This window comes from Acidocella sp. KAb 2-4, from assembly GCF_020567705.1.
Lineage (GTDB): Bacteria > Pseudomonadota > Alphaproteobacteria > Acetobacterales > Acetobacteraceae > Acidocella.
In genome coordinates, this window is record NZ_JAJDJU010000002.1 from 224,426 (window position 1) to 250,924 (window position 26,499).

The 26,499-nt window shown below is 65.0% G+C and carries 23 protein-coding genes, 1 tRNA gene and 2 riboswitches; of the genes, 11 read left to right on the forward strand and 13 right to left on the reverse strand.

The features are described from left to right. Position 1 precedes the first annotated feature (1 nt). The 7 genes from LI953_RS02725 to LI953_RS02755 are packed head-to-tail and all read left to right on the forward strand — an operon-like array spanning position 2 to position 8,232. Positions 2-1,240 (forward strand): hypothetical protein, encoded by a 1,239-nt coding sequence (locus LI953_RS02725; RefSeq protein WP_227074485.1) that lies wholly within the window; start codon positions 2-4, stop codon positions 1,238-1,240. Positions 1,241-1,297: 57 nt separating this feature from the next. Continuing rightward, positions 1,298-2,422 carry an N-acetylneuraminate synthase family protein gene (locus LI953_RS02730; protein ID WP_227074486.1) on the forward strand — a complete coding sequence of 375 codons (1,125 nt, stop codon included), beginning with the start codon at positions 1,298-1,300 and terminating at the stop codon, positions 2,420-2,422. A 2-nt stretch (positions 2,423-2,424) separates the two neighbouring features. Continuing rightward, positions 2,425-4,203 (forward strand): thiamine pyrophosphate-binding protein, encoded by a 1,779-nt coding sequence (locus tag LI953_RS02735; RefSeq protein ID WP_227074487.1) that lies wholly within the window; start codon positions 2,425-2,427, stop codon positions 4,201-4,203. Beyond that, entirely contained in the window at positions 4,200-4,994 is a 795-nt protein-coding gene (gene rfbF, locus LI953_RS02740; protein WP_255643007.1) for a glucose-1-phosphate cytidylyltransferase, read from the forward strand. The genes LI953_RS02735 and rfbF overlap by 4 nt, the downstream gene beginning before the upstream one ends. Continuing rightward, positions 4,982-6,043 carry a CDP-glucose 4,6-dehydratase gene (rfbG, locus tag LI953_RS02745; RefSeq protein WP_227074488.1) on the forward strand — a complete coding sequence of 354 codons (1,062 nt, stop codon included), beginning with the start codon at positions 4,982-4,984 and terminating at the stop codon, positions 6,041-6,043. Before rfbF ends, rfbG begins: the two co-directional genes overlap by 13 nt. Then, the gene (gene rfbH / locus LI953_RS02750) at positions 6,036-7,352 is read left to right on the forward strand and encodes a lipopolysaccharide biosynthesis protein RfbH (RefSeq protein ID WP_227074489.1); all 1,317 of its coding nucleotides are present in this window, start codon (positions 6,036-6,038) and stop codon (positions 7,350-7,352) included. The genes rfbG and rfbH overlap by 8 nt, the downstream gene beginning before the upstream one ends. Continuing rightward, entirely contained in the window at positions 7,345-8,232 is an 888-nt protein-coding gene (locus LI953_RS02755; protein ID WP_227074490.1) for an NAD(P)-dependent oxidoreductase, read from the forward strand. Before rfbH ends, LI953_RS02755 begins: the two co-directional genes overlap by 8 nt. Here the strand turns inward: LI953_RS02755 and speE are convergent. The 5 genes from speE to gcvT form a co-directional block, all read right to left on the reverse strand. Continuing rightward, positions 8,205-9,062, reverse strand: coding sequence for a polyamine aminopropyltransferase (gene speE, locus LI953_RS02760; RefSeq protein ID WP_227074491.1), 858 nt, complete (start codon positions 9,060-9,062; stop codon positions 8,205-8,207). The genes LI953_RS02755 and speE overlap by 28 nt on opposite strands. A 1-nt stretch (position 9,063) precedes the next feature. Continuing rightward, the gene (gene speD / locus LI953_RS02765; protein ID WP_227074492.1) at positions 9,064-9,519 is read right to left on the reverse strand and encodes an adenosylmethionine decarboxylase; all 456 of its coding nucleotides are present in this window, start codon (positions 9,517-9,519) and stop codon (positions 9,064-9,066) included. A gap of 165 nt (positions 9,520-9,684) precedes the next feature. Next, positions 9,685-12,555, reverse strand: a complete 2,871-nt coding sequence (gene gcvP / locus LI953_RS02770) for an aminomethyl-transferring glycine dehydrogenase (protein ID WP_227074493.1) — start codon at positions 12,553-12,555, stop codon at positions 9,685-9,687. Beyond that, positions 12,552-12,932 (reverse strand): glycine cleavage system protein GcvH, encoded by a 381-nt coding sequence (gcvH, locus tag LI953_RS02775; RefSeq protein ID WP_227074494.1) that lies wholly within the window; start codon positions 12,930-12,932, stop codon positions 12,552-12,554. The genes gcvP and gcvH overlap by 4 nt, the downstream gene beginning before the upstream one ends. Positions 12,933-12,948: 16 nt before the next feature. After that, positions 12,949-14,010, reverse strand: a complete 1,062-nt coding sequence (gcvT, locus tag LI953_RS02780) for a glycine cleavage system aminomethyltransferase GcvT (RefSeq protein ID WP_227074495.1) — start codon at positions 14,008-14,010, stop codon at positions 12,949-12,951. A gap of 34 nt (positions 14,011-14,044) precedes the next feature. Further along, a riboswitch (glycine riboswitch) is annotated at positions 14,045-14,147 on the reverse strand. Further along, a riboswitch (glycine riboswitch) is annotated at positions 14,148-14,244 on the reverse strand. It abuts the riboswitch before it with no gap. A gap of 120 nt (positions 14,245-14,364) precedes the next feature. Here gcvT and LI953_RS02785 point away from each other — a divergent pair. Together LI953_RS02785 and LI953_RS02790 are read left to right on the forward strand one after the other, a co-directional pair. Further along, a complete protein-coding gene (locus LI953_RS02785) occupies positions 14,365-15,150 on the forward strand; it encodes an ABC transporter ATP-binding protein (protein ID WP_227074496.1) in 786 nt (261 codons plus the stop codon). A gap of 83 nt (positions 15,151-15,233) precedes the next feature. Then, positions 15,234-16,106 carry a DnaJ C-terminal domain-containing protein gene (locus tag LI953_RS02790; RefSeq protein ID WP_227074497.1) on the forward strand — a complete coding sequence of 291 codons (873 nt, stop codon included), beginning with the start codon at positions 15,234-15,236 and terminating at the stop codon, positions 16,104-16,106. Here LI953_RS02790 and LI953_RS02795 read toward each other — a convergent pair. The 4 genes from LI953_RS02795 to LI953_RS02810 all read right to left on the reverse strand — a co-directional run bounded on the left by LI953_RS02795 (position 16,100) and on the right by LI953_RS02810 (position 20,456). Then, complete coding sequence (locus LI953_RS02795) at positions 16,100-16,996, reverse strand: HlyD family secretion protein (RefSeq protein ID WP_227074498.1); 897 nt, start codon at positions 16,994-16,996, stop codon at positions 16,100-16,102. The two genes, LI953_RS02790 and LI953_RS02795, sit on opposite strands and share 7 nt — an antisense overlap. A gap of 13 nt (positions 16,997-17,009) precedes the next feature. Then, complete coding sequence (locus LI953_RS02800) at positions 17,010-17,216, reverse strand: DUF1656 domain-containing protein (RefSeq protein WP_227074499.1); 207 nt, start codon at positions 17,214-17,216, stop codon at positions 17,010-17,012. Further along, positions 17,213-19,225 (reverse strand): FUSC family protein, encoded by a 2,013-nt coding sequence (locus LI953_RS02805; protein ID WP_227074500.1) that lies wholly within the window; start codon positions 19,223-19,225, stop codon positions 17,213-17,215. Before LI953_RS02805 ends, LI953_RS02800 begins: the two co-directional genes overlap by 4 nt. 97 nt (positions 19,226-19,322) lie before the next feature. Next, on the reverse strand, positions 19,323-20,456 hold the full coding sequence (locus tag LI953_RS02810) for an acyltransferase (RefSeq protein ID WP_227074501.1): 1,134 nt from the start codon (positions 20,454-20,456) through the stop codon (positions 19,323-19,325). Positions 20,457-20,523: 67 nt separating this feature from the next. On the opposite strand from LI953_RS02810, the gene LI953_RS02815 reads away from it, so the two are divergent. Beyond that, on the forward strand, positions 20,524-21,243 hold the full coding sequence (locus tag LI953_RS02815) for an NAD-dependent deacylase (protein WP_227074502.1): 720 nt from the start codon (positions 20,524-20,526) through the stop codon (positions 21,241-21,243). After that, positions 21,240-21,521, forward strand: coding sequence for a hypothetical protein (locus tag LI953_RS02820; protein WP_227074503.1), 282 nt, complete (start codon positions 21,240-21,242; stop codon positions 21,519-21,521). Before LI953_RS02815 ends, LI953_RS02820 begins: the two co-directional genes overlap by 4 nt. A 16-nt stretch (positions 21,522-21,537) precedes the next feature. Here LI953_RS02820 and LI953_RS02825 read toward each other — a convergent pair whose 3' ends face one another. The 4 genes from LI953_RS02825 to lepA all read right to left on the reverse strand — a co-directional run bounded on the left by LI953_RS02825 (position 21,538) and on the right by lepA (position 26,389). Further along, positions 21,538-21,951, reverse strand: coding sequence for a hypothetical protein (locus LI953_RS02825; RefSeq protein ID WP_227074504.1), 414 nt, complete (start codon positions 21,949-21,951; stop codon positions 21,538-21,540). A 99-nt stretch (positions 21,952-22,050) separates the two neighbouring features. Next, a complete protein-coding gene (locus tag LI953_RS02830; RefSeq protein ID WP_227074505.1) occupies positions 22,051-24,078 on the reverse strand; it encodes a dual specificity protein phosphatase family protein in 2,028 nt (675 codons plus the stop codon). 352 nt (positions 24,079-24,430) lie between these two features. Beyond that, positions 24,431-24,521 (reverse strand) — tRNA-Ser (locus LI953_RS02835). 62 nt (positions 24,522-24,583) lie between these two features. Beyond that, a complete protein-coding gene (gene lepA, locus LI953_RS02840; protein ID WP_227074506.1) occupies positions 24,584-26,389 on the reverse strand; it encodes a translation elongation factor 4 in 1,806 nt (601 codons plus the stop codon). Positions 26,390-26,499 lie beyond the last annotated feature (110 nt).

Sequence of the window (26,499 nt, forward strand, 5' to 3'; positions counted from 1 at the left end):
CATGCCCCAGCGTTTCCGGATCAGCGCCATCGGCTTGGCCGTGCTGGCGGGGTTCGCGGTGCTGCACGCGCTGGCCTTGCGGATTTACGACTTCATCACCCGCATCCCCGACGGCGTGGCCAAGCCGCACCCCTTCGCCGACACGCTGGCGGTGTTGCAGGCTGCCGCCTGCTGGCGGGGCGGGGTGGATGTGTACCACCCGAGCGCCTGCCTGGGCGGCGGCGTGTTCAACTATTCGCCTGTGTTGCTGCGGCTGGGCCTGCTCGGGCTGGGCGGGCAGGATACGCTGGCGGTGGGGCTGGGGTTGTGTCTGGCGTTTATCGCAGCGCTGGCGCTGCTGCCGGCGCCGTCGCGCGGCGGGGAGTTCCGGCTGCGTTTGGCCGCCAGCCTTTCCCCGGCCAGCTATTACGCGCTGGAGCAGGGCAATCTCGATGCTGGTCTGTTCGCGGCCATTCTGCTGGCCGTGTGGCTGCTATGGCGCGCACCGCGGGCGCGGCTGCTGGCTTATGGCGTTTTCGCCCTTGGTGCGGCGGCGAAATTCTACCCCATAGCCGGGTTTGCGCTGGCCCTGCGCGAGCGCCGCAGCGTGGTGCTGGGGCTGGCGGCGGCCGGGTTGGCGGGGCTGGCGCTGGTGCTGGTGCTCTACGGGCGGCAGGTGATGACGGCCCTGACCATCATTCCCTCCGGTACGCCGTTCCGCGCCAGTTTCGGCCGCATCGACCTGCCGCGCGGGCTGTTGATGCTGCATTGGCTGCGCCCGCCCGCGGGGCTCGGCGCGGGAGCCTGGGCGGCGCTGCTTTCCTGGGCCATGGCGGCAGTGGCGCTGGCGGCGGCGCTGGGGCTGCAACGCAGCTGGGGCCGTGCGCTGGCGGCGCTGGACGAGGCGCGGCGCCTGCTGCTCATCGCCGGGGCGGCACTGGTGGCGCTCTGCTTTTTCGCCGCGCAAAACATCGAATACCGCGCGGTTTACCTGCTGCTGACCCTTCCGGGGCTGTGGCGGCTGGGCGCGGCGCGGCCCCGGTTGCGCGGCTTGGCGATGGTGTCAGTATTGTTGCTGTGGGAGGCCGTGCCCCGTGCCCTGTTCGCCGGGTTGGCGCAGCCTTATATCCCCGCGCCGGTGACCTCCTGGTTCTGGCTGTTGCGCGAGGCGCTCTGGTGGTGGGTCGCGGTGGAGTTCACGGCTTTGTTACTGGCGTTCGCGGCGGCGCAGCTGCCCCGCCTCGGGGCCAGGAAAAATTGACGGTTTCTTGCAAATCCCATAGAAAAATAGTCGAATCATCCGGTGGGGAGCCGATCTATGCGCAGTTCGATTTTCGACAATCTGTTCGTGCTGGAGATGGCGAATAATCACTGGGGGGATGTTGAGCGCGGGCTCAAGATCATCGCCGATTACGGCAAGGTGGTGCGCTACAACAACGTGCGCGCGGCGATGAAGTTTCAGTTCCGTGACGTTGAGCAGTTCATCCACAAGGATTTCCGGCACCGTACCGATATCCGTTACATCAAGAAGACTCTGGATACCCAGCTCTCCTGGGCGGATTACCAGAAGCTGGTGACCGCCGTGCGCAACGCCAGCATGATCTCGATGGCGACGCCGTTCGACGAGGTGTCGGTTGATAAATGTGTCGAGCTTGGCATTCAGATTATCAAAATCGCCAGTTCCGACATCAAGGATTGGTTCCTCATCGAAAAAATCGCCACCACCAAGAAGCCGGTGATCATCTCCACCGGCGGCTCATCGCTGCGCGATCTTGATGATATCGTCTCCTTCTTCGCCAAGCGCAATATTCCGCTGGCGATCAATCATTGCGTGTCGATCTATCCGTCGGAAGATCACGAGCTGGAGATGAACCAGATCGATTTCCTGAAGAGCCGTTATCCTGACAATGTCATCGGCTTCTCCACGCATGAATATCACGATTGGCATAATTCGATGCTGATCGCCTACGCCAAGGGGGCGCGCACCTTCGAGCGCCATGTCGATATCGAAGCGGGCGGGATTCCGGTTTCGCCCTATTGCTCGCTGCCCGAGCAGGTGGATACCTGGTTCAAGGCGTTCCACAAGGCCGAGGAAATGTGCGGCGGGTCGGCCGCCGCCAAGCGCGTGCCGCCGGAGAAGGAGGTGCGCTATCTCGACGGCCTGGTGCGCGGCGTTTACGCCAAGCGGGAGCTGCCTGCGGGGCATGTGCTGAGCGATGAGGATGTGTATCTCGCCATCCCGCTGCAAAAGGGCCAGATCTCGTGTCGCGAGATGATGAAGGGTGAGGTGCTGATCAACCCCATCGCCAAAGATGCCGCGATCGCCTTCACGAATATCGATAGCCCCTATGGCGCGGATTCGGCGCTGGCGAAGATGATCGAGCAGCGCGGCATCGATCCCGAACCCGAGGCGCCGGCCACCAACGTCACGCGGCTGGTGTAGGCTTGCGCGTCGCCGATTATATCGCCCGCCTGGTGGCGGCGCATGGCGTGACGCATTTCTTCACCGTCACCGGCGGCGGGGCAATGCATCTCAACGACGCCTTTGCCCGCAACAAGGGGCTGTATGGCATCTGTTTGCATCACGAGCAGGCTTGCGCGATGGCGGCGGAGGCGTATTGCCGGCTTTCCGGGCGGCTGGCGCTGCTCAACGTCACCACCGGCCCGGGCGGCATCAACGCGCTCAACGGCGTGCACGGGGCGTGGACGGATTCCATCGGCATGCTCGTCATCTCCGGCCAGGTGAAGCAGGAGACGATGGCGACGAGCTACGATCTGCCGTTGCGCCAGCTTGGCGACCAGGAGGCGGATATCGTCGCCATGGTCAAGGGAATCACCAAATACGCGGTGGTGCTGCGCGACAAGAATGATACACGCTACGTGGTTGAGAAGGCGCTGCATCTCGCGCTGTCCGGGCGGCCAGGTCCGGTATGGATTGATGTGCCGATGGACATCCAGGGCGCGCAGATCGAGCCTGAGGCGCTGCGCGGCTACATGCCGGAGCCGGAGCCGGCGACACCAGATGCGCATGAGATGGCGGAGATTTTACGCAACGCGAAGCGTCCCGTGATCATGCCCGGCACCGGCGTGCGCATTGCGGGCGCGCATGAGGATTTCCTGCGTCTCGTCGAGTTGACGAAATTCCCTGTTGCCACCGCGTTCAATGCGCATGACGTGTTGCCCGACGAGCATCCCGCCTATGTCGGCAGGCCGGGCACGGTGGGCGACCGCGCGGGCAATTTCGCGGTACAGAACGCGGATGTCGTGCTCATTCTCGGCTGCCGGCTGAATATCAGGCAGATTTCCTATAATTGGGAAAACTTCGCGCCGGATGCGGTGAAGATCATGGTCGATATCGACCCGGCGGAACTGGCCAAGCCGACACTGAAAATCGAGAAGCCAGTGCTGGCGGATCTCAAAACCTTCATCCCGGCGCTGACGCGCGCGCTCGGCAATTTCGCGCCGAGCGAGGCGCAGCGCCGCTATCTCACCTGGTGCCAGGAGCGCCGTCACCGCTACCCGGTGGTGCAGCCTGCCTATGTCGACGACTCGCGCGGCATCAATCCGTATATTTTCGCTGACAAACTGTTTGACGTGGCAGGCGAGACGGATGTCGTCGTCACCGCCAACGCTACGGCTTGTGTCACCACCTTCCAGGCGGCGAAACTCAAAGCTGGGCAGCGGATGTTTTCGAATTCAGGCTCGGCTTCGATGGGCTATGACCTGCCTGCCGCGATCGGCGCCGCTTATGCCGCGCCGGAGCGGCGGGTGATTTGCCTTTCGGGCGATGGCAGCTTCATGATGAACATGCAGGAGCTGCAAAGCATTGTCGGGCAGGGGCTGAACATCAAGATCTTCCTGCTCAACAACGCGGGCTATTCATCGATCAAGCAGACGCAGAGCGCATTCTTCCCGGATAATATGTTCGGCTGCGATGTCCAGACCGGCGTGAGCTTCCCTGATTTCTGCGCCGTCGCCGCCGCGTTTCGCCTGCCCGTGCACCGCGCCGCCACGCATGCCGAATTGCCCCGCGTGCTGGGGGAGGTTTTGGCAGCGCCCGGTCCGCAATTTTGCGAAATCATGATGGACCCGGATCAAGTATTCGCGCCTAAACTCTCCTCGCGCAGGCTGGAAGATGGGCGCATGGTCTCCTCGCCGCTGCATGACATGGCACCGTTTCTTTCGCGCGAGGAACTGGCCGAGAATATGTGGAGCGGCGAATGATCGACAATGCCCGTGGCATCAAGGCGGTAATTCTGGCGGGCGGCCGCGGGTCGCGACTGTCGGAGGAGACGGATACCAAGCCAAAGCCGATGGTGGAAATCGGCGGACGGCCGATTTTGTGGCATATCATGAAGATCTACGCCCAGCATGGCATCACGGATTTCATCATCTGCCTTGGCTACAAGGGCGCGAAGATCAAAGATTATTTCTACAACTATAATCTTTATTCGGCGGATATCACGGTTGACCTGCGTTCTGGCACCACGATCCATCAGAGCCAGGCTGAAGACTGGCGGGTGACCCTGGTGGAAACCGGGTTGGAGACGCAAACCGGCGGTAGGCTTCGGCGGATTCGTAAATATCTTGGCGATGACGAGATGTTTTGCATGACCTATGGCGACGCGGTGGCGGATATCGATATCACGGCGGAGATCGCCTTCCACCGTGCGCATGGGCACCTGGCGACGGTTGCGGCGGTACGGCCAATGGCGCGCTTCGGGGCGCTGCATCTCGATGGCGATTCGGTTGATCGTTTCGAGGAAAAGCCGGTCGAGGAATCCGGCGTGATCAGTGGCGGCTTCTTCGTGCTCAATCCAAAGGCGCTTGATTTCATCGAAGACGACACAACGCTATGGGAAAAGGCGCCGATGGAGCGGTTGGCGGCGTCAGGTGAATTGCGCGCCTATCGCCATGGCGGCTTCTGGCAGCCCATGGACACGTTACGCGACCGCATGACGCTGGATCAGCTTTGTGAGTCGGGACAGGGGCCTTGGATGACATGGCAAGAGTGACGCATGCGCTACCGCGCGCCTCCTTTTGGAGCGGCAAGCGCGTTTTCATCACGGGCCATACTGGTTTCAAAGGTGGCTGGCTGACATTGTGGCTTTCGCAACTCGGCGCAATATTGCGTGGCTATGCGCTGGCGCCGGAAACCGAGCCGGATTTCTTTGCGGCATGCCATGTGGCGCGCCATATCGAACACCAGATCGCGGATATCCGCGATGCCGCCACGCTGACCGCGGCAATGCGAGATTTCGCTCCTGAGATCGTGCTGCATCTCGCCGCACAGCCGCTCGTCCGCGCGTCCTATCTGCGGCCGATGGAAACTTACGCCACGAATATCATGGGTACGGCGAATGTGCTGGATGCTGTCCGGCAGACGCCGAGCGTGCAGGTAACGATCGTTGTCACCAGCGACAAGGTTTATGCCGAGAGCGCTGGTGTGCATGACGAAACATCGAGGCTGGGCGGGCATGATCCGTACAGTGCCTCAAAGGCCGGTGCTGAGTTGGTGGCTGCATCGTTTCCCATGCCGGCGGGGCAGAGGCTGGCTACGGTGCGCGCGGGAAATGTCATTGGCGGCGGGGATTGGGCGGAGGACCGTCTGCTGCCTGATTTCTTTCGGGCGATCATGGCAGGCGAGTTGCTGACCTTGCGCCATCCGGCAGCGGTGCGGCCATGGCAACACGTGCTCGAGCCTCTCTGCGGCTATCTGGTCGCCACGGAATACATGTGGGCGCATGAGGCGCCGCGCGAGAGCTGGAATTTCGGCCCAGATCCAAATGACAGCGCCACGGTGCAGAGCGTCGCCGCGCGGCTTTGCGCGCTGTGGGGGCAGGGGGCGTTTTTCACCGTGGCGCCGGATGCCAACCCGGTGCATGAGGCGCAGAGTTTGCGTCTGCGTTCGGAAAAGGCGTGGCGCGATCTCGCGTGGCGCCCGAGTATGAGGCTCGATGATGCGCTGGATGCCACGGTATCGTGGTATCGCGCCTTTAAGGATGGCGCCGACATGGAAGCTTTCACACTCTCGCAAATCAGGGCTTTTAGCCAATATGAGTGAAGCGGAGGCGCTGCGGCGCCAGATTCTCGAACTTTCCGCGCGCTATGCGGAGCTTGCGCATGCGCCGCAGCCCTTCCACCCGGGCAGCTCACCCGTGCCTGTCTCAGGCAAGGTTTATGGTGCGCCGGAATTGGTAAACCTTGTGGATTCAGCGCTGGAGTTCTGGCTCACCACGGGGCGTTTCAATGATGAATTTGAAACCAAACTGGCGCAGGCCGCGCAGAGCCGTTACGCGCTCACCGTGAATTCAGGCTCGTCAGCCAATCTGCTCGCGGTTACGGCGCTCACCAGCCCAAGCCTGGGGACGGCGGCCCTGAAGCCGGGCGATGAGGTGATCACCTGTGCGACGGGATTCCCGACCACTGTGAATCCGGTTTTGCAGAACGGTCTGGTTCCGGTCTTCGTCGATGTTTCGCTGCCAACCTACAATATTGACGCATCCGCGATCGAGGCGGCAATCACGCCCCGCACCCGCGCCATCGCGCTGGCACACACATTGGGTAATCCTTTCGATATCGATACTGTTATGGCGATCGCGAAGCGCCATGATCTGCGGGTGATCGAGGATTGCTGTGACGCTCTGGGGGCAAAATATAACGGTGCGGCGGTGGGCGGTTTTGGCGAGATCGGCACGCTCAGCTTCTACCCGGCGCATCACATCACCACCGGCGAGGGCGGCGCGGTTTTTACAAAATCCAGCCATTATAAGCGGATTCTCGAATCGTTGCGTGATTGGGGGCGCGATTGCTGGTGTCCGCCGGGGCAGGATAACACGTGCAAGCAACGCTTCTCCTGGCAGCTTGGCGGTTTGCCTTTGGGTTATGACCACAAATACATTTACTCCCATGCCGGCTATAACCTGAAGATGACCGACATGCAGGCCGCGGTGGGGGTGAAGCAGCTTGACCGGCTGGATGAATTCGTGGCCACGCGCAACGCCAATTTCGCCTATCTCCGCGCCGGGTTGCAGCGCTTCGAGGAGTTTCTGATCCTGCCTGAAGCGACGCCGAGTTCTGAGCCGTCCTGGTTCGGGCTGCCGCTCACCATACGCCCTGGCGCGCCGCATGCGCGCGATCTGCTGGTCGGGCATCTTAACCGTGCGCGCATCGGCACGCGTTATCTGTTTGGCGGCAATCTCATTCACCAGCCCTATATGAAACACCAAAACTACCGCGTCGGCGGGCCGACGCCGAACGCTGATCTGGTGATGAACAACACGTTTTGGATCGGCGTGTATCCCGGTCTTACCTCAGCGCATCTCGACTACATGCTGGCCAGCTTTGAGGAGTTCTTCGCGCTCCATGCTTGAAGCGCTGACGCCCCTGCGCGGCGTGCCGGTTGTCATCACCGGGGCGGGCGGCTGGCTGGGCCAGGCGGCGCTGGAGATGGCGCATCAGGCTGGGGCGGAGATTCACGCCTTCGGCGCCAGCGCGCGCGACTACACGTTGCGTAGCGGCGCCGCCCTACCCATCCGGGCTTTGGACGAATTGGCGACGCTGCGCTGCCCCGCGCCGCTGATGCTGCACATGGCATTTCTCACCCGCGAGCATGCGGCCAAGATGCCAGTTGAGACCTACATCGCCACCAACAGGGCGATCTCAGACACAGTCGAGGCCTTCATCCGCCGCAACGGCGCGCGCGGCGTGTTCGTGCCCTCCTCGGGCGCGGTGTATGCGCCGCCGCCCAACCCGTATGGTGACGGCAAGCGGGAGGACGAAGCCCGCTTCGCCGCGCTCGGCGTGCCCTGCGTCTCCATCCGTGTGTTCAACCTCGCCGGCCCGTTCATCAACAAGCTCGAGTCTTATGCGCTTGCCTGCATCATCCGCGATCTTCTGGCCGATAGGCCGGTCACGCTGCGCGCTGCGCATCCGGTCTGGCGCGGCTATGCGCATGTGGGGGATGTGCTCAACATCGCACTCGGCCTGCTGGCGCGCGGTGAATCGCCGCCGGTGTTCGATTCCTGGGGTGAGCCGGTGGAATTATCCGCCCTTGCCGCCCGCGCGGCGCGGGTGCTTGGCAAGCCGCTCGTGCTGCACCGCCCGGAATGGCAAAACGGCGCCCCCGATGTTTATCTCGGGGACGCCGCCGCGTTTCTTGGGTTCGCTTCCTCGATTGGTTTGGAACCTGCCAGCCTGGACCGGCAGATTCTGGACACCGCCGATTATTTGGGCAGGTGCTTCTCGATATAAGGCGGCAGCCAGAAGCTCGCCACATGCACGCGCGGGCTCCAATACTCGCCGGCAATCCCGGCGGCTTCGGCGCGCGCGGTGATCGTCTCCACGCTATGCTGCGTCAGGCTGGCATCCTTGCCGGCCCAGCCGAGCGTCATATAGCCGCCGACATAGGTCGGCACGGCGGCGACATAGGCGGTGACATGCGGGAAGAACTGCTTGCGGCGCAGCGAGGTGTCGCGCAGCTCGTCAGCCTGCATGAAGGGCACGCCGCACTGGTTCACGATCAGCCCTTGCGGGGTGAGGATGCGCGCCGCGTTTTTGTAGAACTCGTCGGTGAACAGCACCTCGCCCACACCGATCGGGTCGGTGGAGTCGACGATGATGACATCGAACGACGCATCCGGCGCTTTCTTCACGTAGTCGATGCCGTCGCCCACGATCACCTGCGCGCGCGGATCATTCCAGGCATTGCCGCCAATATCCGGCAGGAACTCCTTGGAGAGGCGGATCACCTCGCCGTCGATCTCGGCCATCACCGCGCGCTCCACGCCCTTGTGCATCAGCACATGGCGCAGCACGCCGCCGTCACCGGCGCCGATGATCAGCACGTTTTTGGCGTTGCCATGCGCCAGCAGCGGCACGTGGGTCAGCATCTCCTGATACACGAACTCGTCGCGCTCGGTGATCTGCACCACGCCATCCAGCGTCAGCACGCGGCCATGGCTGTCCGTCTCGAACAAGCCGATGTCCTGAAACTCGCTCTTCACCCGCGCGAGCTGGCGCACGAAGCGAAAGCGCTGCCCCCAATCGGGGTACAGCGTCTCGTTAAACCATGTATCGGTCATGTTAAGCGATCAGCCCGCGTTTTTGTTCGTTGATCTGGATGTGGCTCGGCGTGAACGCTTCCTTGAGGAAGGGGATCAGCTTGTACGGGTCGCAGCAGCCGCACATGAACACATCCAGCGCCGCGAAATTACGCTCGGGCCAAGAGTGAATGGAGATATGGCTCTCCGCCAGCACAACCACGCCGGAGACGCCGCCATTCGGCTCGAAATGGTGGAAGTGGTGATGAAGGATCGTGGCGCCGGCCGCGATCGCGCCGTCGCACAGCGTCTTGTCGATCAGCTCCGGGCTGTCGAGATTGGAGGCACCCCACAGATCGATGATCAGGTGCATCCCGGCGTATTTCACGCCATCTTTCTCGACGTAGTAATCCTTCTGCGGCTCAGCAGAGACCGTGGAAATCGCCTGGTTTTCGCTCGGAGACTCCGAGACCATCCCCAGTCGGGCAAGTGCGTTCATTGCGAACCCCCTCAACTAGCAGACAGCCTGTAAGGCGCAGCACCGCGCTGCGCCCCCCTGGGCCAGTGGGGGGGGCTTATGAGGCCATACCCCCCTGGATGCAAGTGATATTTTAACGCCCGGCCAAGAATTTTTCGTGTCCTGGCCGGGCGTATTTGCATGCCGCTATTCCGCGGCGTCGGCGTAGGCTTCCAGTGGCGCGCAGGAGCACACCAGATTGCGGTCGCCATAGACGTTATCGACGCGTTTCACCGGCGGCCAGTATTTCTGCGCGGCGATATAGGGCAGCGGGTAGGCCGCCTGTTCGCGCGAATACGGATGCGTCCAGCTCTCCGCCATCACCTCGGCGGCGGTGTGCGGCGCGTTCTTCAGCGGATTGTCCTCGCGCGGCCAGGCGCCGTCCTCGATGCTGGCGATTTCGTCGGCGATGGTCAGCATCGCGTCGCAGAACCGGTCCAGCTCCGCCTTGTCCTCGCTCTCGGTCGGTTCGATCATCAGCGTGCCCGCCACCGGCCATGACATGGTCGGCGCGTGGAAGCCGTAATCGGCGAGGCGCTTGGCGATATCCTCGACCTGCACGCCCGAGGTCGCGCCAAAGCCGCGGCAATCGACGATGCATTCATGCGCCACGCGGCCATTCTCGCCGCGATAGAGGATGGGATAAGCCCCTTCCAGCTTGGCGGCGATGTAGTTGGCGTTCAGGATCGCCGCCTTGGTCGCGCGGGTGATGCCCTCGGGCCCCATCAGCCGGATATAGGCATAGGGGATCGGCAGGATCAGCGCCGAGCCATAGGGCGCCGCCGCCACCGGGCCGTAGCCGGTTTGCGGCCCAGCATCCGCGCGCAGCGGGTGGTTGGGCAGATGCGGCAGCAGATGCGCCGCCACGCCGATCGGACCGACGCCGGGGCCGCCGCCGCCATGCGGGATGCAGAAGGTCTTGTGCAGGTTCAGGTGGCAGACATCCGCGCCGATATTGGCCGGGCTGGTCAGCCCCACCTGCGCGTTCATGTTGGCGCCGTCCATGTAAACCTGCCCGCCCGCCTCGTGCACGGCGCGGCAGATGTCGCGGATCGAGGTCTCGAACACGCCATGCGTGCTCGGATAGGTGATCATCAGCGCCGCCAGGTTCGGCCCATGCGCCGCGATCTTCGCCTCCAGATCGGCGACATCGACATTGCCCAGCTTGTCGCAGGCCACGACCACGACCTTGTAGCCCGCCATGGCGGCGGAGGCCGGGTTGGTGCCATGCGCCGAGGCTGGGATCAGGCAGATATTGCGGTGCCCCTGGCCGCGCGCCTCCTGCCAGGCCCGGATCGCCAGCAGCCCGGCATATTCGCCCTGCGCGCCCGAGTTGGGCTGCAGCGACACCCCGGCAAAGCCGGTGACTTCCGCCAGCAGCGCCGCCAGCTCGTCGATCAACGTCTTGAACCCCGCCGTCTGCTCGGCCGGGGCGAAGGGGTGGATCTCGGCGAATTCGGGCCAGGTGATCGCCGCCATCTCCACCGCGGCGTTGAGCTTCATCGTGCAGGAGCCGAGCGGGATCATCGAGCGGTTGAGCGCGACATCCTTGTCCTCCAGCCGCTTCATGTAGCGCAGTATGGCGTGCTCGGAGTGGTGGGTGTTGAACACCGCCGCCGCGCAGAAGCCCGAGCGGCGCAGCAGCCCGGCGGGGATCGACTCGGCTGCCGCTTCCAGCTTGCCGCCCAGCAGCCCGGCCAGCGTTTCCAGTTCGGCGCGGGTCACGGTCTCATCCAGCGCGATGCCGATGCCCGTGGCGTCGATCCGGCGCAGGTTGAACCCGGCCTCGCCCGCCGCCGCCAGCAACGCCTCGGCCTTGGCGCCGGCCTCGATGGCGATGGTGTCGAAGAATTGCGTGTGGCGCAGCGTGTGCCCGCCCTGGCGCGCGGCCTCGGCCAGCAACCTGGCCTGCAAATTCACGCGCCGGGCGATCTTCTTCAGCCCCTCCGGCCCGTGCCAGGCGGCGTAGAACCCGGCCATCACCGCCAGCAGCACCTGCGCGGTGCAGATATTGGAGGTCGCCTTCTCGCGCCGGATATGCTGCTCGCGGGTCTGCAACGCCAGGCGCATGGCAGGGTGCCCGGCGGCATCCACCGACACGCCGACCAGCCGCCCCGGCATCGCGCGCTTAAAGGCGTCGCGCGTGGCGAAATACCCGGCATGCGGGCCGCCAAACCCCATCGGCACGCCGAAGCGCTGGGCCGAACCGGCGACGATATCCGCGCCCATCTCGCCGGGCGGGGTAAGCAGGGTGAGCGCCAGCAGGTCGGCGCAGACGATGCTCATCGCCCCGGCCGCCTTCGCCGCGGCGATTTCGGCGGTGAGGTCGCGCACCGCGCCGGTGCTGCCAGGGTAATTGAGCACCACGGCAAACGGCTGCAACGCCGCGATGGCCCCCGTGTCGCCCGGCACGAAATCCGTCACCTGCCAGCCCAACGGCCAGGCGCGGGTGGCGATCACGGCGCGGGTCTGCGGGTGCACGTCGGCGGCCACGGCGATCACCTGGCTGCTGCCCTTGTGCAGCGCATGCGCCATGGAAACGCCCTCCGCCGCGGCGGTGGCTTCATCGAGCAGTGAGGCGTTGGCGATTTCCAGCCCGGTCAGCTCGGCGATCATGGTCTGAAAGTTGAGGATCGCCTCCAGCCGCCCCTGTGAGATCTCGGCCTGATACGGCGTGTAGGCGGTGTACCAGCCCGGATTCTCCAGCACGTTGCGCTGGATCACCGGCGGCGTGATGGTGCCGTGATAGCCCAGCCCGATCAGCGATTTTTTCACCACGTTGCGCGCCGCCAGCCCGCGCAGCTGGCGCAGCGCCTCGGCCTCGCTGATCGCGGCGGGCAGCTTCAGCCCGGCATTGGAGCGGATGGATTCCGGCACGGTCTGGGCGATCAGGTCATCGAGGCTGGCGGCGCCGACCACGCTCAGCATCGCCGCGATCTGCGCCGCATCCGGCCCGATATGCCGCGCCGCGAATTCGTCGGCCCGCTCCAGCGCGTGCAGCTCGTCCAGCGCGCTCATGCCAGCGTGCCCAGAAATTCATCATACGCCGCGCGGTCCAGCAGGGTGGACACGGAAGCCGGGTCCGCCAGGCGCAGCTTGAAGAACCACGCCGCGCCCTCGGCGCCGGTGTTGACTAGGCCCGGCTCGTCCACGATCGCCTGGTTGGCCTCGGCCACCGTGCCCGCCAGCGGGGCATACACGTCGGAGGCCGCCTTCACGCTCTCCACCACCGCAACCGCCTCAGCCTTGGCGACATTGCGGCCCGGCTCCGGCAGTTCGACGAACACGATGTCGCCCAGCGCGGCTTGCGCGTGGTCGGTGATGCCGACAGTGGCGAGACCGTCAGCGCCGATCGAAACCCATTCGTGATCCTTGGAATAATAAACCTGGGCCATAAGCGGTGTCTCCTTTTCAGCGAACATAGTTATGAGGAACGAAGGGCAGGGCGGTGACCGTGCCGGGCAGCGGCTTGTCGCGCACGATCAGCTCAAGCGCGGTGCCAGGCGAAGCCAGATCAGCCCGTACATAGCCCAGCGCGATCGGGGCGTTCAGCGTGGGGGAGAACACGCCGGAGGTGATCTCGCCGACGCGCGCGCCCTGGTGGCGGATTTCGGCATGGGCGCGGGCCGGGGCGCGGCCGTCGAGGCGGATGCCGACCAGCTTCTCGGCGGTGCCCTCGGCCAGTGCCGTGTTCACCGCCGCGGCGCCGAGGAAATCAGCCGCCGCCAGGCGCTTCTTGGAAAGCGCGAAATTCAGCCCGGCCGCCACAGGGCTGGTGGCCTCGCCAATGTCATTGCCATAAAGCGGCAGCCCGGCCTCCAGGCGCAGCGAGTCGCGCGCCCCCAGCCCGGCGGGCACCGCCCCGCGCGCCAGCAGGATCTCGGCCAGACGCTCGCCCGCTTCACCCGGGCAGCCGATCTCGAAGCCGTCCTCGCCTGTATAGCCCGAACGGGTGACCACGCAGGGAATACCCTCCACGCTCACCGCCGCCGCATCCATGAATTTAAGCGCCGCGCCCTCGGGGAACAGCGCCGCCGCCTTCGGGCCTTGCAGCGCCAGCAGCGCGCGGTCGAAATGCGTGGTCACGGCCAGGCCATGCGCGCGCATATGCGCCACGTCCACATCCTTGCGCCCGGCATTCAGCACCGCCTGCAGATGCGTGCCGAGATTGGCGACCATCAGATCATCGATGATGCCGCCCTGGGCGTTGAGCAGCAGCGTGTAGCGCTGGCGCCCGGCTTTCAGCCCGGTGATGTCGCCCGGCACCAGGGCCTCGAAGCCCCGCGCGTCGGCGATCTCGACCTGTCCCATATGGGAGACGTCGAACAGCGCGGCGCCCTCGCGGCAGGCATTATGCTCGGCCATGATGCCCGCATATTGCAGCGGCATCTCATAACCGGCGAACTCAACCATGCGCGCCCCGAGCTTGCGGTGCAGCCCGTCCAAAGGTGTTTTCAGCATATGAATCCCCATCAGATCAGCTCCCAGCTTGAAGCGCCGGCAGTTCTGACCCCCCTCTGTCCTGGGAACCTGAGAGATTCGGGCGGTTTCATCCGTCCTTGACCCCGTCGGTGCGGTGGCGCTGCCACCGGCTTTCCAGAGTATCCCTTTGACAAGCCGCAGCCCTTTTTGCCTGAGCGGTTCCGGGGGCCGGTTGCGCCTTCGGCGGCGCGGGTCTATGCCCGCGCTCTCTCCTGCGTCCGAATAAGGACAATTCCTTTTGCCTGAGATTTCGGGATTTGCAAAGCTGGTAATTGTCTATACAATTTCCTGGCCACCTTATTTTAGGCTGGCCCTAAAATAAAAAATAGGGAATGTTTGTAATCCATGTCCGATACGTCCAAACCCACACCGACCCTGGTGGTCGAAGATATCCATAAGAGCTTCGGCAAGGTCGAGGTTCTCAAAGGCGTGTCGCTGACCGCCTATGAACATAACGTGATCGCCATTCTGGGTTCCTCCGGCTCCGGCAAGAGCACTTTTTTGCGCTGCATCAACCTGCTGGAAATGCCCGATCGCGGCCGGGTCTCGATCAAGGGCGAACTGATCGAGATGAAGGACGGCAAGAACGCCCGCGCCGCGGCGAATCCGCGCCAGATCGAACGGTTGCGCACCCGTTTGTCGATGGTGTTCCAGCAGTTCAACCTGTGGGCGCACATGACGGTGCTGCAAAACGTCATCGAAGCCCCGGTGCATGTGCTGAAGCTCGATAAGAAAACCGCCATCGCCCGCGGTGAGGCGATGCTGGAAAAGGTTGGCCTGGCCAACAAGCTCGACGCCTATCCGGCCCAGCTCTCTGGCGGGCAGCAGCAGCGTGTGGCGATTGCCCGCGCCCTGGCCATGGAGCCCGAGGTGCTGCTGTTCGACGAGCCAACCTCGGCCCTCGACCCCGAACTGGTCGGCGAAGTGCTGAAGGTGATGCGCGATCTCGCCAAGGAAGGGCGCACCATGCTGGTCGTCACCCACGAGATGGGGTTCGCCCGCGAGGTGGCCGACCGCGTGATGTTCCTGCACAAGGGCCAGACCGAGGAGGAGGGCCCGCCGAGCGAGATGTTCACCAACCCCAAATCGGAGCGCTTCCGCCAGTTCCTCTCGAGCACATTGCGGCACTAAGATCTGGCCGGCGCCGTTGTCACGGCCACGTCGGGCTTCCTATCTAGGAGCCAGACCACAGATCACGCAGTTCGAGACAGTTCATGGCAGAAGACCCGTATAAAGTGCTTGGGGTGAAGCGGGAGGCGACGGCGGATGAAATCCGCGCCGCCTATCGCAAGCTCGCGAAGAAGCATCACCCCGACCTCAACCCCGGCAACAAGGCGGCGGAGGAGGCGTTCAAGGCCGTCTCGCTGGCCAATGACATCCTCTCCGACCCGGAGAAGCGCGCCCGCTTCGACCGCGGCGAGATCGACGCCGCCGGGGCCGAGCGCGCGCCGCAAGGCCATTGGCGCCAGCATGCCGGGGCCGGGGCGGCCGGGTTCGGCGGGTTCGACGATATTTTCGCCAATATCTTCGAGCAGCGGGGTCACGGCCCCGCCCGTGGGCAGGATGAGCGCTATTCGGTGCGCGTCGGTTTCCTCGAGGCGGTGAATGGCGGCAGCAAGCGCATCACCTTGCCCGATGGCCAGAGCCTTGACGTGAAGATTCCGCCCGGCACCGAGGAGGGCGGCGTGCTGCGCCTGCGCGGCCGCGGCCAGCCAGGCCGCAATGGCGGCCCCACCGGCGACGCGCTGATCGAGGTGCATGTTGGCTCGCACCGGCTATTCCGCCGCGAGGGGCGCAACATCCACCTGGAACTGCCGATCTCGCTGAAGGAGGCGGTGCTCGGCGGCAAGGTGCAGGTGCCGACCCCGGCCGGCGATGTAGTGATGACCGTGAAACCGCATACCGAGAGCGGCACCGAGATGCGCCTGCGCGGGCGCGGCGTGCCCGCGCATGGCCACCATCATGCGGGCGACCTGCTGGTCAAGCTGCGCGTTGTCGTCGGCCCGGCCGATGCGGCGCTGGAGGCGTTCCTGCAAAGCTGGGAGCAGCCGGGTTACGACCCGCGCGCCGGGCTCAGCGCCTACTGAGCCGCCTGGCCGTTGCCCGTGTCGCGCGGGGTGATGGAGACGGTGCAGGTCATCCCCGCCACCAGCTTCACCCCGTCCGGCACATGGTCGAGCTCGACGCGCACGGGGATGCGCGCGGCGAGGCGGACCCAGGTGAAGGTCGGGTTCACATCCGCCAGCAGCGTGGCGGAGGTGGGGGTGCGCTCGACATCGGCGATGCCCGCCGCGATGCCGCTGACATGGCCGGTAATGGCCGGGCCGCCCTGCATCAGGGTGATCTTGGCGGCGTCGCCAGGGCTGATGCCGCGCATCTTGGTCTCTTCGAGATACGCGTCGACATAAAACGAATCGCTGTCCACGATCGCCAGAACCGGCTTGCCGGCGGTTACGTAATCACCTGGCCGCATGGAGAAATTGGTGATCACGCCGTTCACTGAGGCATATACCGTGCTGCGCCGCTGGTTCAGCTCCGCCACGCCGAGATTGGCGAGCGCCAGGTTGTATTCGGCTTCCGCTTCCTGCGCCGTGGCGCTCGCCTGGTCGCGGCTGAGCCCCGAGGCGGCGTTGTTCGACACCGCGGCGTAGCGCGCAGCGTCGCTCTTGGCTTGTTGCATGGCCGCGCGGGTGCGGTCCACCGCCGCCTGGGCCTGCTGCACCGCCAGGGTGAAGCGGGCGGGGTCGATCTGGAACAGCTTGTCGCCCTCATGCACAACCTGATTGTCGTGCACGAAAACCTGCACGACCGGGCCGCTCACATCGGGCGCCAGATCCACCACGTCGGCGCGGACCCGGCCATCGCGGGTCCAGGGCGCGTCCATGTAATAATCCCATAGCTGCGAGGCGACGAGCGCGGCGGCAAGCAGCACCACGAGCGTGGCGAGGAGGCGAAACGGCAGGGAGGCGGTCGTCATGATACTCCGATCATCAGAACAGGCGGTTCATCGCCAGGCTAACCAGCCCGGTGAGGATGATAAGGACGGAAAAATCGAAGAGCGGGCGGTGCCAGACATAGCGGTAAAGCCCGGCCGCAGCCATCAGGCGGCGCACGCCGATGCCTAGCGCCTGCGCGATCAGCGCCCAGACCAACAGGGGCGGCAGATAAACACCGAACAGGTCGATTTCACCGATCATGCCAGTCTCCGTGCGGGTTCGGTCCAGGGCGCGATCTGCGGCGGCGGGGCGGCGGGGAACAGCACGCAGCGCAGGCCGGAGAGCATCATCAGCGCCGTCTTGTGGCTGTGCGGATCCTCCGCGAGCAGGGAGATGCTCTCATCGATCGCATCCTGCAAGGCGTGCGGCGCGGGGCGGCGCGGATCGGCGCGGTAATGCGCCGCCACGCCGGTGAACACCGCCTCGCAGGCCCGCCGCGCCGCCAGCGGCATGCGCCATAATTCACGGTGCAGGCCGAGCATGTTCAGGCCCACGCGCAGGCTGCCGAGCAGGGCGCGCAAATTGGCGTCGCGATTGGCGGAGATGGCGGCGAGGCGCGGCACCATTAGCCCCAGCCGGTCCACGGTGATGCCGATCAACATGGCCGCATCCACGCCGCTGCGCCCCTCGGCGGCCTCCGCGATCTCGCGCCAGCTCGCCCGCGTCAGCCGTTCCGCGGTCCAGGCGGCGCCGAAGGAGCGGATCAGCCGCGTCATGACCAGGGCGCTGCCCAAGCCCATCAGCACCGCGATCGAGCTGTTGGCATAGGTGGCGAAGCCCGGCACATAGCCGTTTTCCACCGCCATTTGGGTGGCGCCGATGGCGCTGAGATTCATGCCCACGGCGAAGGTGCTCGGCCGCGAGATCATCAGCCCGATGATCATCCCGGCGGGCAGCAGCACGAGATAGAGTTCCTCGAAGCAGGTCACGCGCGGCAGCACCGCGAAGGAGTAAATGCCGACGCAGATCAGCGCGAGGGACGAGCTGCGCACCATGCCGGCGATGGCAGGGGCCGGATTATCCTGCGCGGCGAAGAAGGAGCAGGCCACCGCGACCATGATCGCCGCCCCCGCCCCGGTGGGCCAGGCGGTGAAGATCCATAGCGCGCAGACCAGCAGCACCGAGGTTGCCGCCGCGAGCCCGGAGAGCGCCGCCAACATATGGTCGCGGTTATGCACCACGACGGCGACGAAGTCGCGCTCCAGTTGGCCCTCTGGCGGCGGCTCGCCATGCAGGATGTGCTGTCGGATCTCGCGGGAATGCTTGGCGAGGCTCACAAGCTCCTCCAGCCGCAGCGCTAGGCTGGCGCGCAGAAGGCCTGGCCAGTCATGCTCGGCCTCCTCCAGCGCCACGATCTCGGCCAGTAGCGCGTCGGCCTCTTCCGGGGTGCCGCCATGCATCCAGGCCACGGTCCGGTCCAGCGCGTGCTGCAAGCCTGGGGTAATCCCGCTCAGGCGGTAGAGCTGCGCCACGCGGTCGCCGATCGAGCTGAGAATCGGCAGCAGGCTGATCAGATAGACCCGCAGACGCGAAACATAGGGCACCGAATCCCGCAGATGCGAGGTGTCATAGGCCAGCAGGTCGATCATCGCCGAGGTGTCGATGGCCTCGAAGGCCAAATGCGCGCGCCCGTCACGCGCGGCGGCGCTGTCATCGTGCCCGCTCAGCGCCGCCACGGCCCAGTTCACCGCCGGCTTGGTCCACCCCGCCATGCGCCGCGCCAGCACCGGCCCGAGCGGGCGCGGGAACACCAGCAGCCCAAACGCGGTGGTGCAGGTGATGCCGATGGAGATCTCCTCGACGCGGGTCAGCGCCGTCTGGAAAATATGCTGCGGCGCGGTCACGGAGGGAAAGCCGATGATGCCCGCGGTGTATCCCGCCAGCATGAAGGTATAGGCGCGCGGTGAGCGGTCGAGCAGCGAGAAATACAGGCACATCCCCAGCCAAAGCGCCAGGGCGAGGCTGAGCAGCGCCGGCGCGTTGACGAGGTTGGGCACCATCGCCACCGCCGCCGTGCCGCCGATGGCGGTGCCGCCAAGCCGGTACAGCGCCTTCGAACGCATCGCCCCGCTAAACGGCTGCGCGACGATGAAGGCCGTGGCCATTGCCCAATAAGGATTGTCGAGCCCCAGCCACAGCGACAGATACAGCGCCGCCATGGCGCCGGTGAACGTCTTGAAGGCAAACAGGAGCTCGTCCGGTTTCGGCATGCCCGCTACAAACAGTAAGCTATGGCAGGTTAATAGACATAATATTCGCATTCCGGCCTTGCGCGCATCGCGCCTTGCGCCGGTTATATAAGCACATTCATGCGCGGTGCGCAGCGATCGCCAAGGCTGTTCCTCGCCCCAGACGGCGAAATTGGCGTTGCAGCGGCTGGTCGTACCAGAAAGTGACGGCGGCGGCGGCGAGATAAAGCGTGAGCAGGCCGACAAAACTCAGCCCGTATAGGTCTAATAGGGACAGTTTCAGGGCGCGATTGAACTGGTCCCACGCCAAGAGCAGGGGGGCGTGCAGGATATAAAGCGGGTAGGAGAGCGCGCCGGCCCGTTCCGCCCAGCGCCCCAGGCGCAGCCAGCCATGGCGCTCAAGTCCCGCCAGCCCTAGCAGTAACATGGCAAGACCGCAGGCCATGAGCGGAACCTGCGTGCCCGGCGCTCCGTATTGATCGCCCCAGCCGAGCCGCGACAGCATGACCAGGGAGAGGACGGCGCCGGCGCCGGTGAGCGCCGTGCTGACCACCGCGCCGGCGCCGCGTAGCCGCGCGAAGCCATATCCAGCCGCCAGCCCGGCGAAGAAATAGATGTCCATGAAGCTGGTGAAACGGTCGCCATAGCGGGTTGCCAGTTCATTAACGAGGAAGGGCGGTGGCAGGTGCAACAGCGCCAGCGCCAGCGCCGGACCCGGGGCCCAGCGCCACAAGGTGAGAAGGATCCACGCCGCCAGGAGTGGCCGGCCGAGCCATGGCAGCAGGCACAAGCCGAATATCGTGTAGAACGCTATTTCGTAGCGCAGCGACCAGGCGGGGGCGATGAAATCACCGTCATGCCACGGCGACAGGGTAAAAAGTTGCAAGCTGAACGCCGGTGTGAGGAAGCCGCTCAGGTAATGGATCGGGATCACCAGCGCCAGCCAATAGCTGGGGTAGATGCGGCAGGCGCGGCGCCACCAGAAGCGAAGCGGCGCGGTCAGGCGGCCGAAATCGCCCAGATGCGCGCTGGCCATGACAAAGCCGCTCAGGACAAAGAAATATTGCACGCCGATCGCGCCAGGCGCATGCCAGCCGGCGAACACAGTTTGCCCGGCATGGGCGGCGTGTGTATTTACATCGGGCAGCCAGTGGGTGAGCACGACAATGGATGCCGCCAGAAACCGCCCCAACTCCAGCGTACCCAGCTTGGCGCTGGGGGCAGCGGCAGGGCGGGAGGTTGCGTGCGGCATCATGCCGCAGGTTCTTGACATAAAGCCTGGCGCCAGACCAGAGCCGGGCACAGGCCAAGGAGGACGCATGATCCGGCGCAATCTCGTGGTGTTGACGGGGGCGGGCATCTCCGCCGAATCAGGGATCTCCACCTTCCGCGATGCTGGCGGGCTGTGGGAGAATCACCGGCTGGAGGATGTCGCCACGCCCGAAGGCTTCGAGGCCGACCCGGACCTTGTGCACCGGTTCTACAATGCCCGTCGCGCTCAGCTGCACCAAGTGGCGCCCAATGCGGCGCATTTCGCGCTGGCGGCGCTGGAGCGCGCCTGGGCCGGGCGCGGTGATTTCCTGCTGGTCACGCAAAATGTCGACGATCTGCACGAGCGCGCGGGCAGCGCGCGGCTGCTGCACATGCATGGTGAATTGCGCCGCCTACGCTGCGCGGCCTGCGGCCATACCCACCGGCACGAGGATGAGGCGGGAGCGCATCTCGCCTGCCCCGCCTGTGGCGAGGAGGGGGGGATGCGGCCCGATATCGTATGGTTCGGCGAGATCCCCTACCACATGGATGATATTGCGGCGGCGCTGGATGTCGCCGATATCTTTTGCGCCATCGGCACGTCGGGCCTCGTTTACCCGGCGGCGGGGTTCGCGGCCGAGGCGCGGCATAACGGGCGCGGATGCACGCTGATCGAGATCAACCCCAACCCCACCGGGGCGGCGGTGTTCGACCATGTAATCGCCGCCCCGGCGACGCGCGGCGTGGCGGATTTTCTGCGGTTTCTGGATTTGGAGGAGGACGCATGAAACGGGCCTTGTTGATATTGGCGGTGCTGCTGGCCCCGATGGCAGCGGCGGCGCAGCCGCAGCCGGTTTGCCGCGCCGACAGGCTGATCCAGGCCAATGGCCGGTATCTGCAAACCCAGACCGGGCATTGGTACAAGCTCTATCCGGGACAGGGCTGGCGGACCGCGCTATGGCTGCCGCAGGACAGGCTGAATATCTGCTGGATCGGCGCGAATGCCTACCGGATCACCGATCTGTCCATGCGGAACCAGTCAGTCCAGGCGCTGGACCTGAACTGACTGGGCGCGGCGTGGCTTAGACGGCGCTTTCGATCAGCGGCATGGCCATGCGCGACTTGGCGAGCACCATGCCGATATTGGCGGTGTTGCGGCAGACGAACACGCCCACGTAATCCTGGTACTTCTTGCCTCGCATGAAGACATGGATCGCGTTGTCGGAGTTGACGATATATTCCTGGAAGTAGTGGCGCGCGGTGTCGACGCCGCGGGCGCGCTTCCACAATGTCTCGACGGTGGCGACATTTGGCCCCTGGAACAAATCGGCCGTGGCGGCGGCAACCAGATCGATCACCTCGCGCGGATGCGAGTCCACGGTCTTGATGCTGAGCAGAAAGCCCGAGCCGACATCGACATAGCCGGCGGCCATGCATTCAGGGATCGTCGCGATGGCCTTGGCGACGGCGGCATCGAGATCGGAAGTGGTATTCATGTAGGGTGTACTCCGTGGAAAAGCCAAAATGAAAGATCGGGTGGCGGTGGCCGCTCCCGGTCCCTCGGCGGATTGTCCCCAGGTATCGTTTGTTTTTGATTATGTCGGGTTGGGCGCGTCGGCGGCGCGGTCGCGCAGCAAAGCCTGTTCCTGCTGCACCTCATACTCCATGAGGAAATCCTCCTGGTCGTCGGATTGCACGAACTGGCGGTTGAAGCGGCGGATCTGGTTCAGCGCCATCTGCGCCGAGAGGCCTTTCTCCTTGACCAGATAAGCCGCCAGGATGGTGCCGGTGCGGCCGAGCCCGGCCAGGCAATGCACGGCCAGAACCTTACCGGCGTCGAGCAGCTCGCGCATGTGCGTCACCAGCAAATCCATCTCCGCCGGGGTCGGGGCTTTGCGGTCGGCGATCGGCAGGTGCACGTTGTTGAGCCCGTGCCGGGTCAGGGCGTCCTGCGGGAAGTCCTTCTCGGTCAGGGTGATCAGCGTGGTCACGCCGACATTCTTGAGCAGGTCGAGATCGTAATCGACATCGGCCGAGACGCCGGGCATCGGGGTCGCGGCCAAGCGGCCCTCCTCGATCCAGACAAAGCCGCGCGGGCCGGAGGAGGCGCCGGGGTAGCGCGTCACCGCCACCCGCTCGGGCTCCTGATAGGCCGGGGCGGGGGCTTTGAGCGGGGCGGAGACCGGCTCCGGCGCGGGCGCGCTGGCGGCCTCGGCGTCATCCTCGGGCGCCAGGGCGGCGCGGATCTCGGATTTGATCGCCGCCATCGCCTCGGCTGAGAGGGGCGGCGGCGGCTCGACATGCTCGGCCAGGGTCTCGGCCGGGGCGCCGGGCGCGGGCAGGGCGACGCTGCCCGTGGCCACGAATTGCGCCACCACTTGGTTGGCGTTGCCGGTGAAGAACGCCTCGGTCGGCGCCTGTGCTTGCACCCGCCCGCCCGCCAGCAGGATGATGTTGCCGGCGATCCGCCGCGCCTGTTTCTGGTTGTGCAGCACCACCAGCAGCGCGCCATGCGCGCCCAGCGTCTGCAACAGATCGAGCACGGTTTCGGCGCCCGCGTCGTCCAGCCCCGCGGTCGGCTCGTCGATCATCAGCAGCGCCGATTCCGCCGCCGCCTCGCGCAGGATGGTGACGACACGCTGCGTCAGCGTATCCAGCTCCATGAATGGCAGGTCGAGCTTGTCGATCAGCCACGCCGTCCCGGCTTGGCGCAGCCATTGGCAGGCCCAGTCGCGCTGTTCGGCGTCGGAAACGCCCTCCATGCGGTCTCGGACATGGAACAGCAGGCTGTCCAGCGCCGAGCGCTGGGTGAGCTGGATGCGCTGCGCCACCAAGAGCGGATGATGCGCCGCGCTCACCGGCTCGCCCTTGAAGCGGGCCTCGCCCCAGCTCTTGAACAGGGCGTTTTGCGTGTAGATCGCGGCCAGGGCGCGCAGCAGCGTGGATTTGCCGGTGCCAACCGGGCCCATCAACACGGTGATGCCCTGGGCCGGGATCTCTAGCGAGACATTGTCGAGGATCACCTTGTCGCCGAAGCCGACGCCGAACCCGGCGCAGGAGACGATCGGCGCCGCGGCCTGGGGCGCAGGGGGCGGCTCGGGCGCTGCCGTTATGATGGGTTCGGGCGCTGGCGCCGGGGGTTCGGGCTCAGCCGCTGCCGCGGCGGGCGGGGGTGCCGGTTCTGGCAAGGTGTCGGACGCGGGGACAATCTCAACCGGTGCCGGCTCGGGTTCCGGCGCCGGCGGGGCGGGGTGCAGCGTGAGCGGTTCAGCCTCGCCCTCCTCCGGCGTGAGCGGCTCCGGGGCGAGGTTCAGATAGTTGAGGATTCCACTCTCCGCCGCGGGGGCGGGCGGCAGATAAACGGGATCAGCGTGCCGCGCCCGGCCAAAGCTCGGCTCACTCGCCGGCTCCAGATTCAGCGCGGCGGGCTCCGCGGCGTCAGGGGCGGGGGAGACGAAATGCAGTTCCTCGCCGCTGGTGCGCTGCGAGAAAATTGAGGTGTCGATCGGCCTCTCGTCGCGCCGGCGCTGGCGCGCCCGGCGGGCGAGATCCGCCAGCAGCAGCAGGAGCGCAAGACCAATGACCCCAAGGCCGACATAGAGAAGCTGTATTTCGCCTTTCAAAACCCGACATCCCTGTGTTGCCGGGCCGTTCTGGCAGGCTGGCTTGGTCTCTCAACAGATACCCCGCCAGGCCCGCCATATGCCCGAAATTGGAGGGTTTGCGCGCCTGCCTTGGAATAGACCTCTGGCGGCTCGCCCGTTATGCGGGACGCTAACCGGTCTGCATCTTTTTGAGAAGATGAATTGCGGCGGAATAAACATTAAGTTACTGGAAAGTAATAAATTTCCGCGCCGGAATGTACAGAAATGCACACTGAGCGTAGTGTTTGTCTAATTATTGGAGCGGAGTTTGCCGGGCAATAAAAGTGAGTCGCGAGTCACAGTGCCAAGCATCCAGGAACAGTGTCGGAGGTGGCGGAGAGACAGGGATTCGAACCCTGGGTACGCTATTAACGTACACACGCTTTCCAAGCGTGCGCCTTAAGCCGCTCGGCCATCTCTCCATCCGGCGTGGGGGCAGTCTCTAGCGAAAGACGGCGCCGCTGCCAAGCCCTACTTGCCGGTCTTACGCATCCATCTTCAGCGCGGCGAGGAAGGCGCTCTGCGGGATCTCCACCTTGCCAAACTGGCGCATGCGCTTCTTGCCCTCTTTCTGCTTCTCCAGCAGCTTGCGCTTGCGGCTGATGTCGCCGCCATAGCATTTGGCGGTCACGTCCTTGGAGAGGGCGGAGATGGTCTCGCGCGCGATCACGCGCCCGCCGATCGCCGCCTGGATGGCGATCTTGAACAATTGCTTGGGGATCAGATCCTTGAGCTTGCCGCAGATGGCGCGTCCGCGCGTTTCCGCCTGCGAGCGGTGGGCGATGAAGGAGAGCGCGTCCACCGGCTCCTGGTTCACCAGGATGGAGATCTTCACCAGGTCGGCCTCGGCATAGCAATCCATCTGGTAGTCGAAGCTGGCATAGCCGCGGCTCACCGATTTCAGGCGGTCGTAGAAATCGAACACCACCTCGTTCAGCGGCAGGCGATACACGGCCATGGCGCGGTTGCCGACATAGGTGAGGTCCATCTGCTGGCCGCGCCGCTCCGAGCACAAAGTGAGGATGGAGCCGAGATAATCATCGGGCACCATGATCGTGGCCTTGATCCAGGGCTCCTCGATATGGTCGATGATCGAGCCATCCGGCATGTCGGCCGGGTTGTGCAGCTCCTCCATCTCGCCGTTCGTCTTATAAATATGATAGACCACGGAGGGCGCGGTGGCGATCAGGTCGAGGTCGAACTCGCGCGACAGGCGCTCCTGGATGATCTCCAGATGCAGCAGGCCGAGGAAGCCGCAGCGGAAGCCGAAACCAAGCGCGGCCGAGGTTTCCGCCTCGTAGTGGAAGGAGGCGTCGTTCAGGCGCAGCTTGGCCAGGCTGTCGCGCAGCTTCTCGAAATCATCGGCATCCACGGGGAACAGCCCGCACCACACCACCGGCACCGAGGGTTTGAAGCCCGGCAGCGCCGCGGGCGCGGGGCGGCGGTCATCGGTGATGGTGTCGCCCACGTTGCAGTCGGCCACGGTTTTAATGGCGGCGGTGATGTAGCCCATCTCGCCCGGCCCCAGCTCCTCCACCGGGCGCATGCGCGGGGTGAACACGCCGATCTGCTCCACCGGATGCACCGCCCCGGTGGACATCATGCGGATCTTCTGGCCCTTCTTCAGCACGCCGTTTTTCACGCGCACCAGAATCACCACGCCAAGATATTGGTCGTACCAGCTATCCACCAGCAGGGCCTGGAGCTCGGCATTGGCGTCGCCCTTGGGCGGGGGCAGGCGGGTGACCAGGGCTTCCAGCACGCCCTCGATATTGAGGCCGGTCTTGGCCGAGATCTCCACCGCGTCCGAGGCGTCGATGCCGATCACGTCCTCGATCTGCTGCTTCACGCGCGGCACATCGGCGGCGGGCAGGTCGATCTTGTTGAGCACCGGCACGATCTCGTGATTGGCGTCGATCGCCTGATACACATTGGCCAGCGTCTGCGCCTCCACGCCCTGGGAGGCATCGACCACCAGCAGCGAGCCCTCGCAGGCGGCGAGGGAGCGGCTGACCTCATAGGCGAAGTCGACATGGCCGGGCGTGTCCATCAAGTTCAGCACATAGGTCTTGCCGTCCTTGGCCGGGTAGCTCAGGCGCACGGTCTGCGCCTTGATGGTGATGCCGCGCTCCTTCTCGATGTCCATGTTGTCGAGCACCTGCTCCGTCATCTCGCGCGCGGTGAGCCCGCCGCAATGCTGGATCAGCCGGTCGGCGAGGGTCGATTTGCCGTGGTCGATATGCGCGATGATGGAGAAATTACGGATCAGGTCGAGAGGTGTGCCGGTCATGCGGGAGCTTTACGCGATAATGGGGGTGGCTGTCATGGGCCGTGTGCGGCGAAACCCAGGGCCAGAATCAGATGTGGGGGCTTTTGCTGAAAAGCCCCCACGCCCGCGAT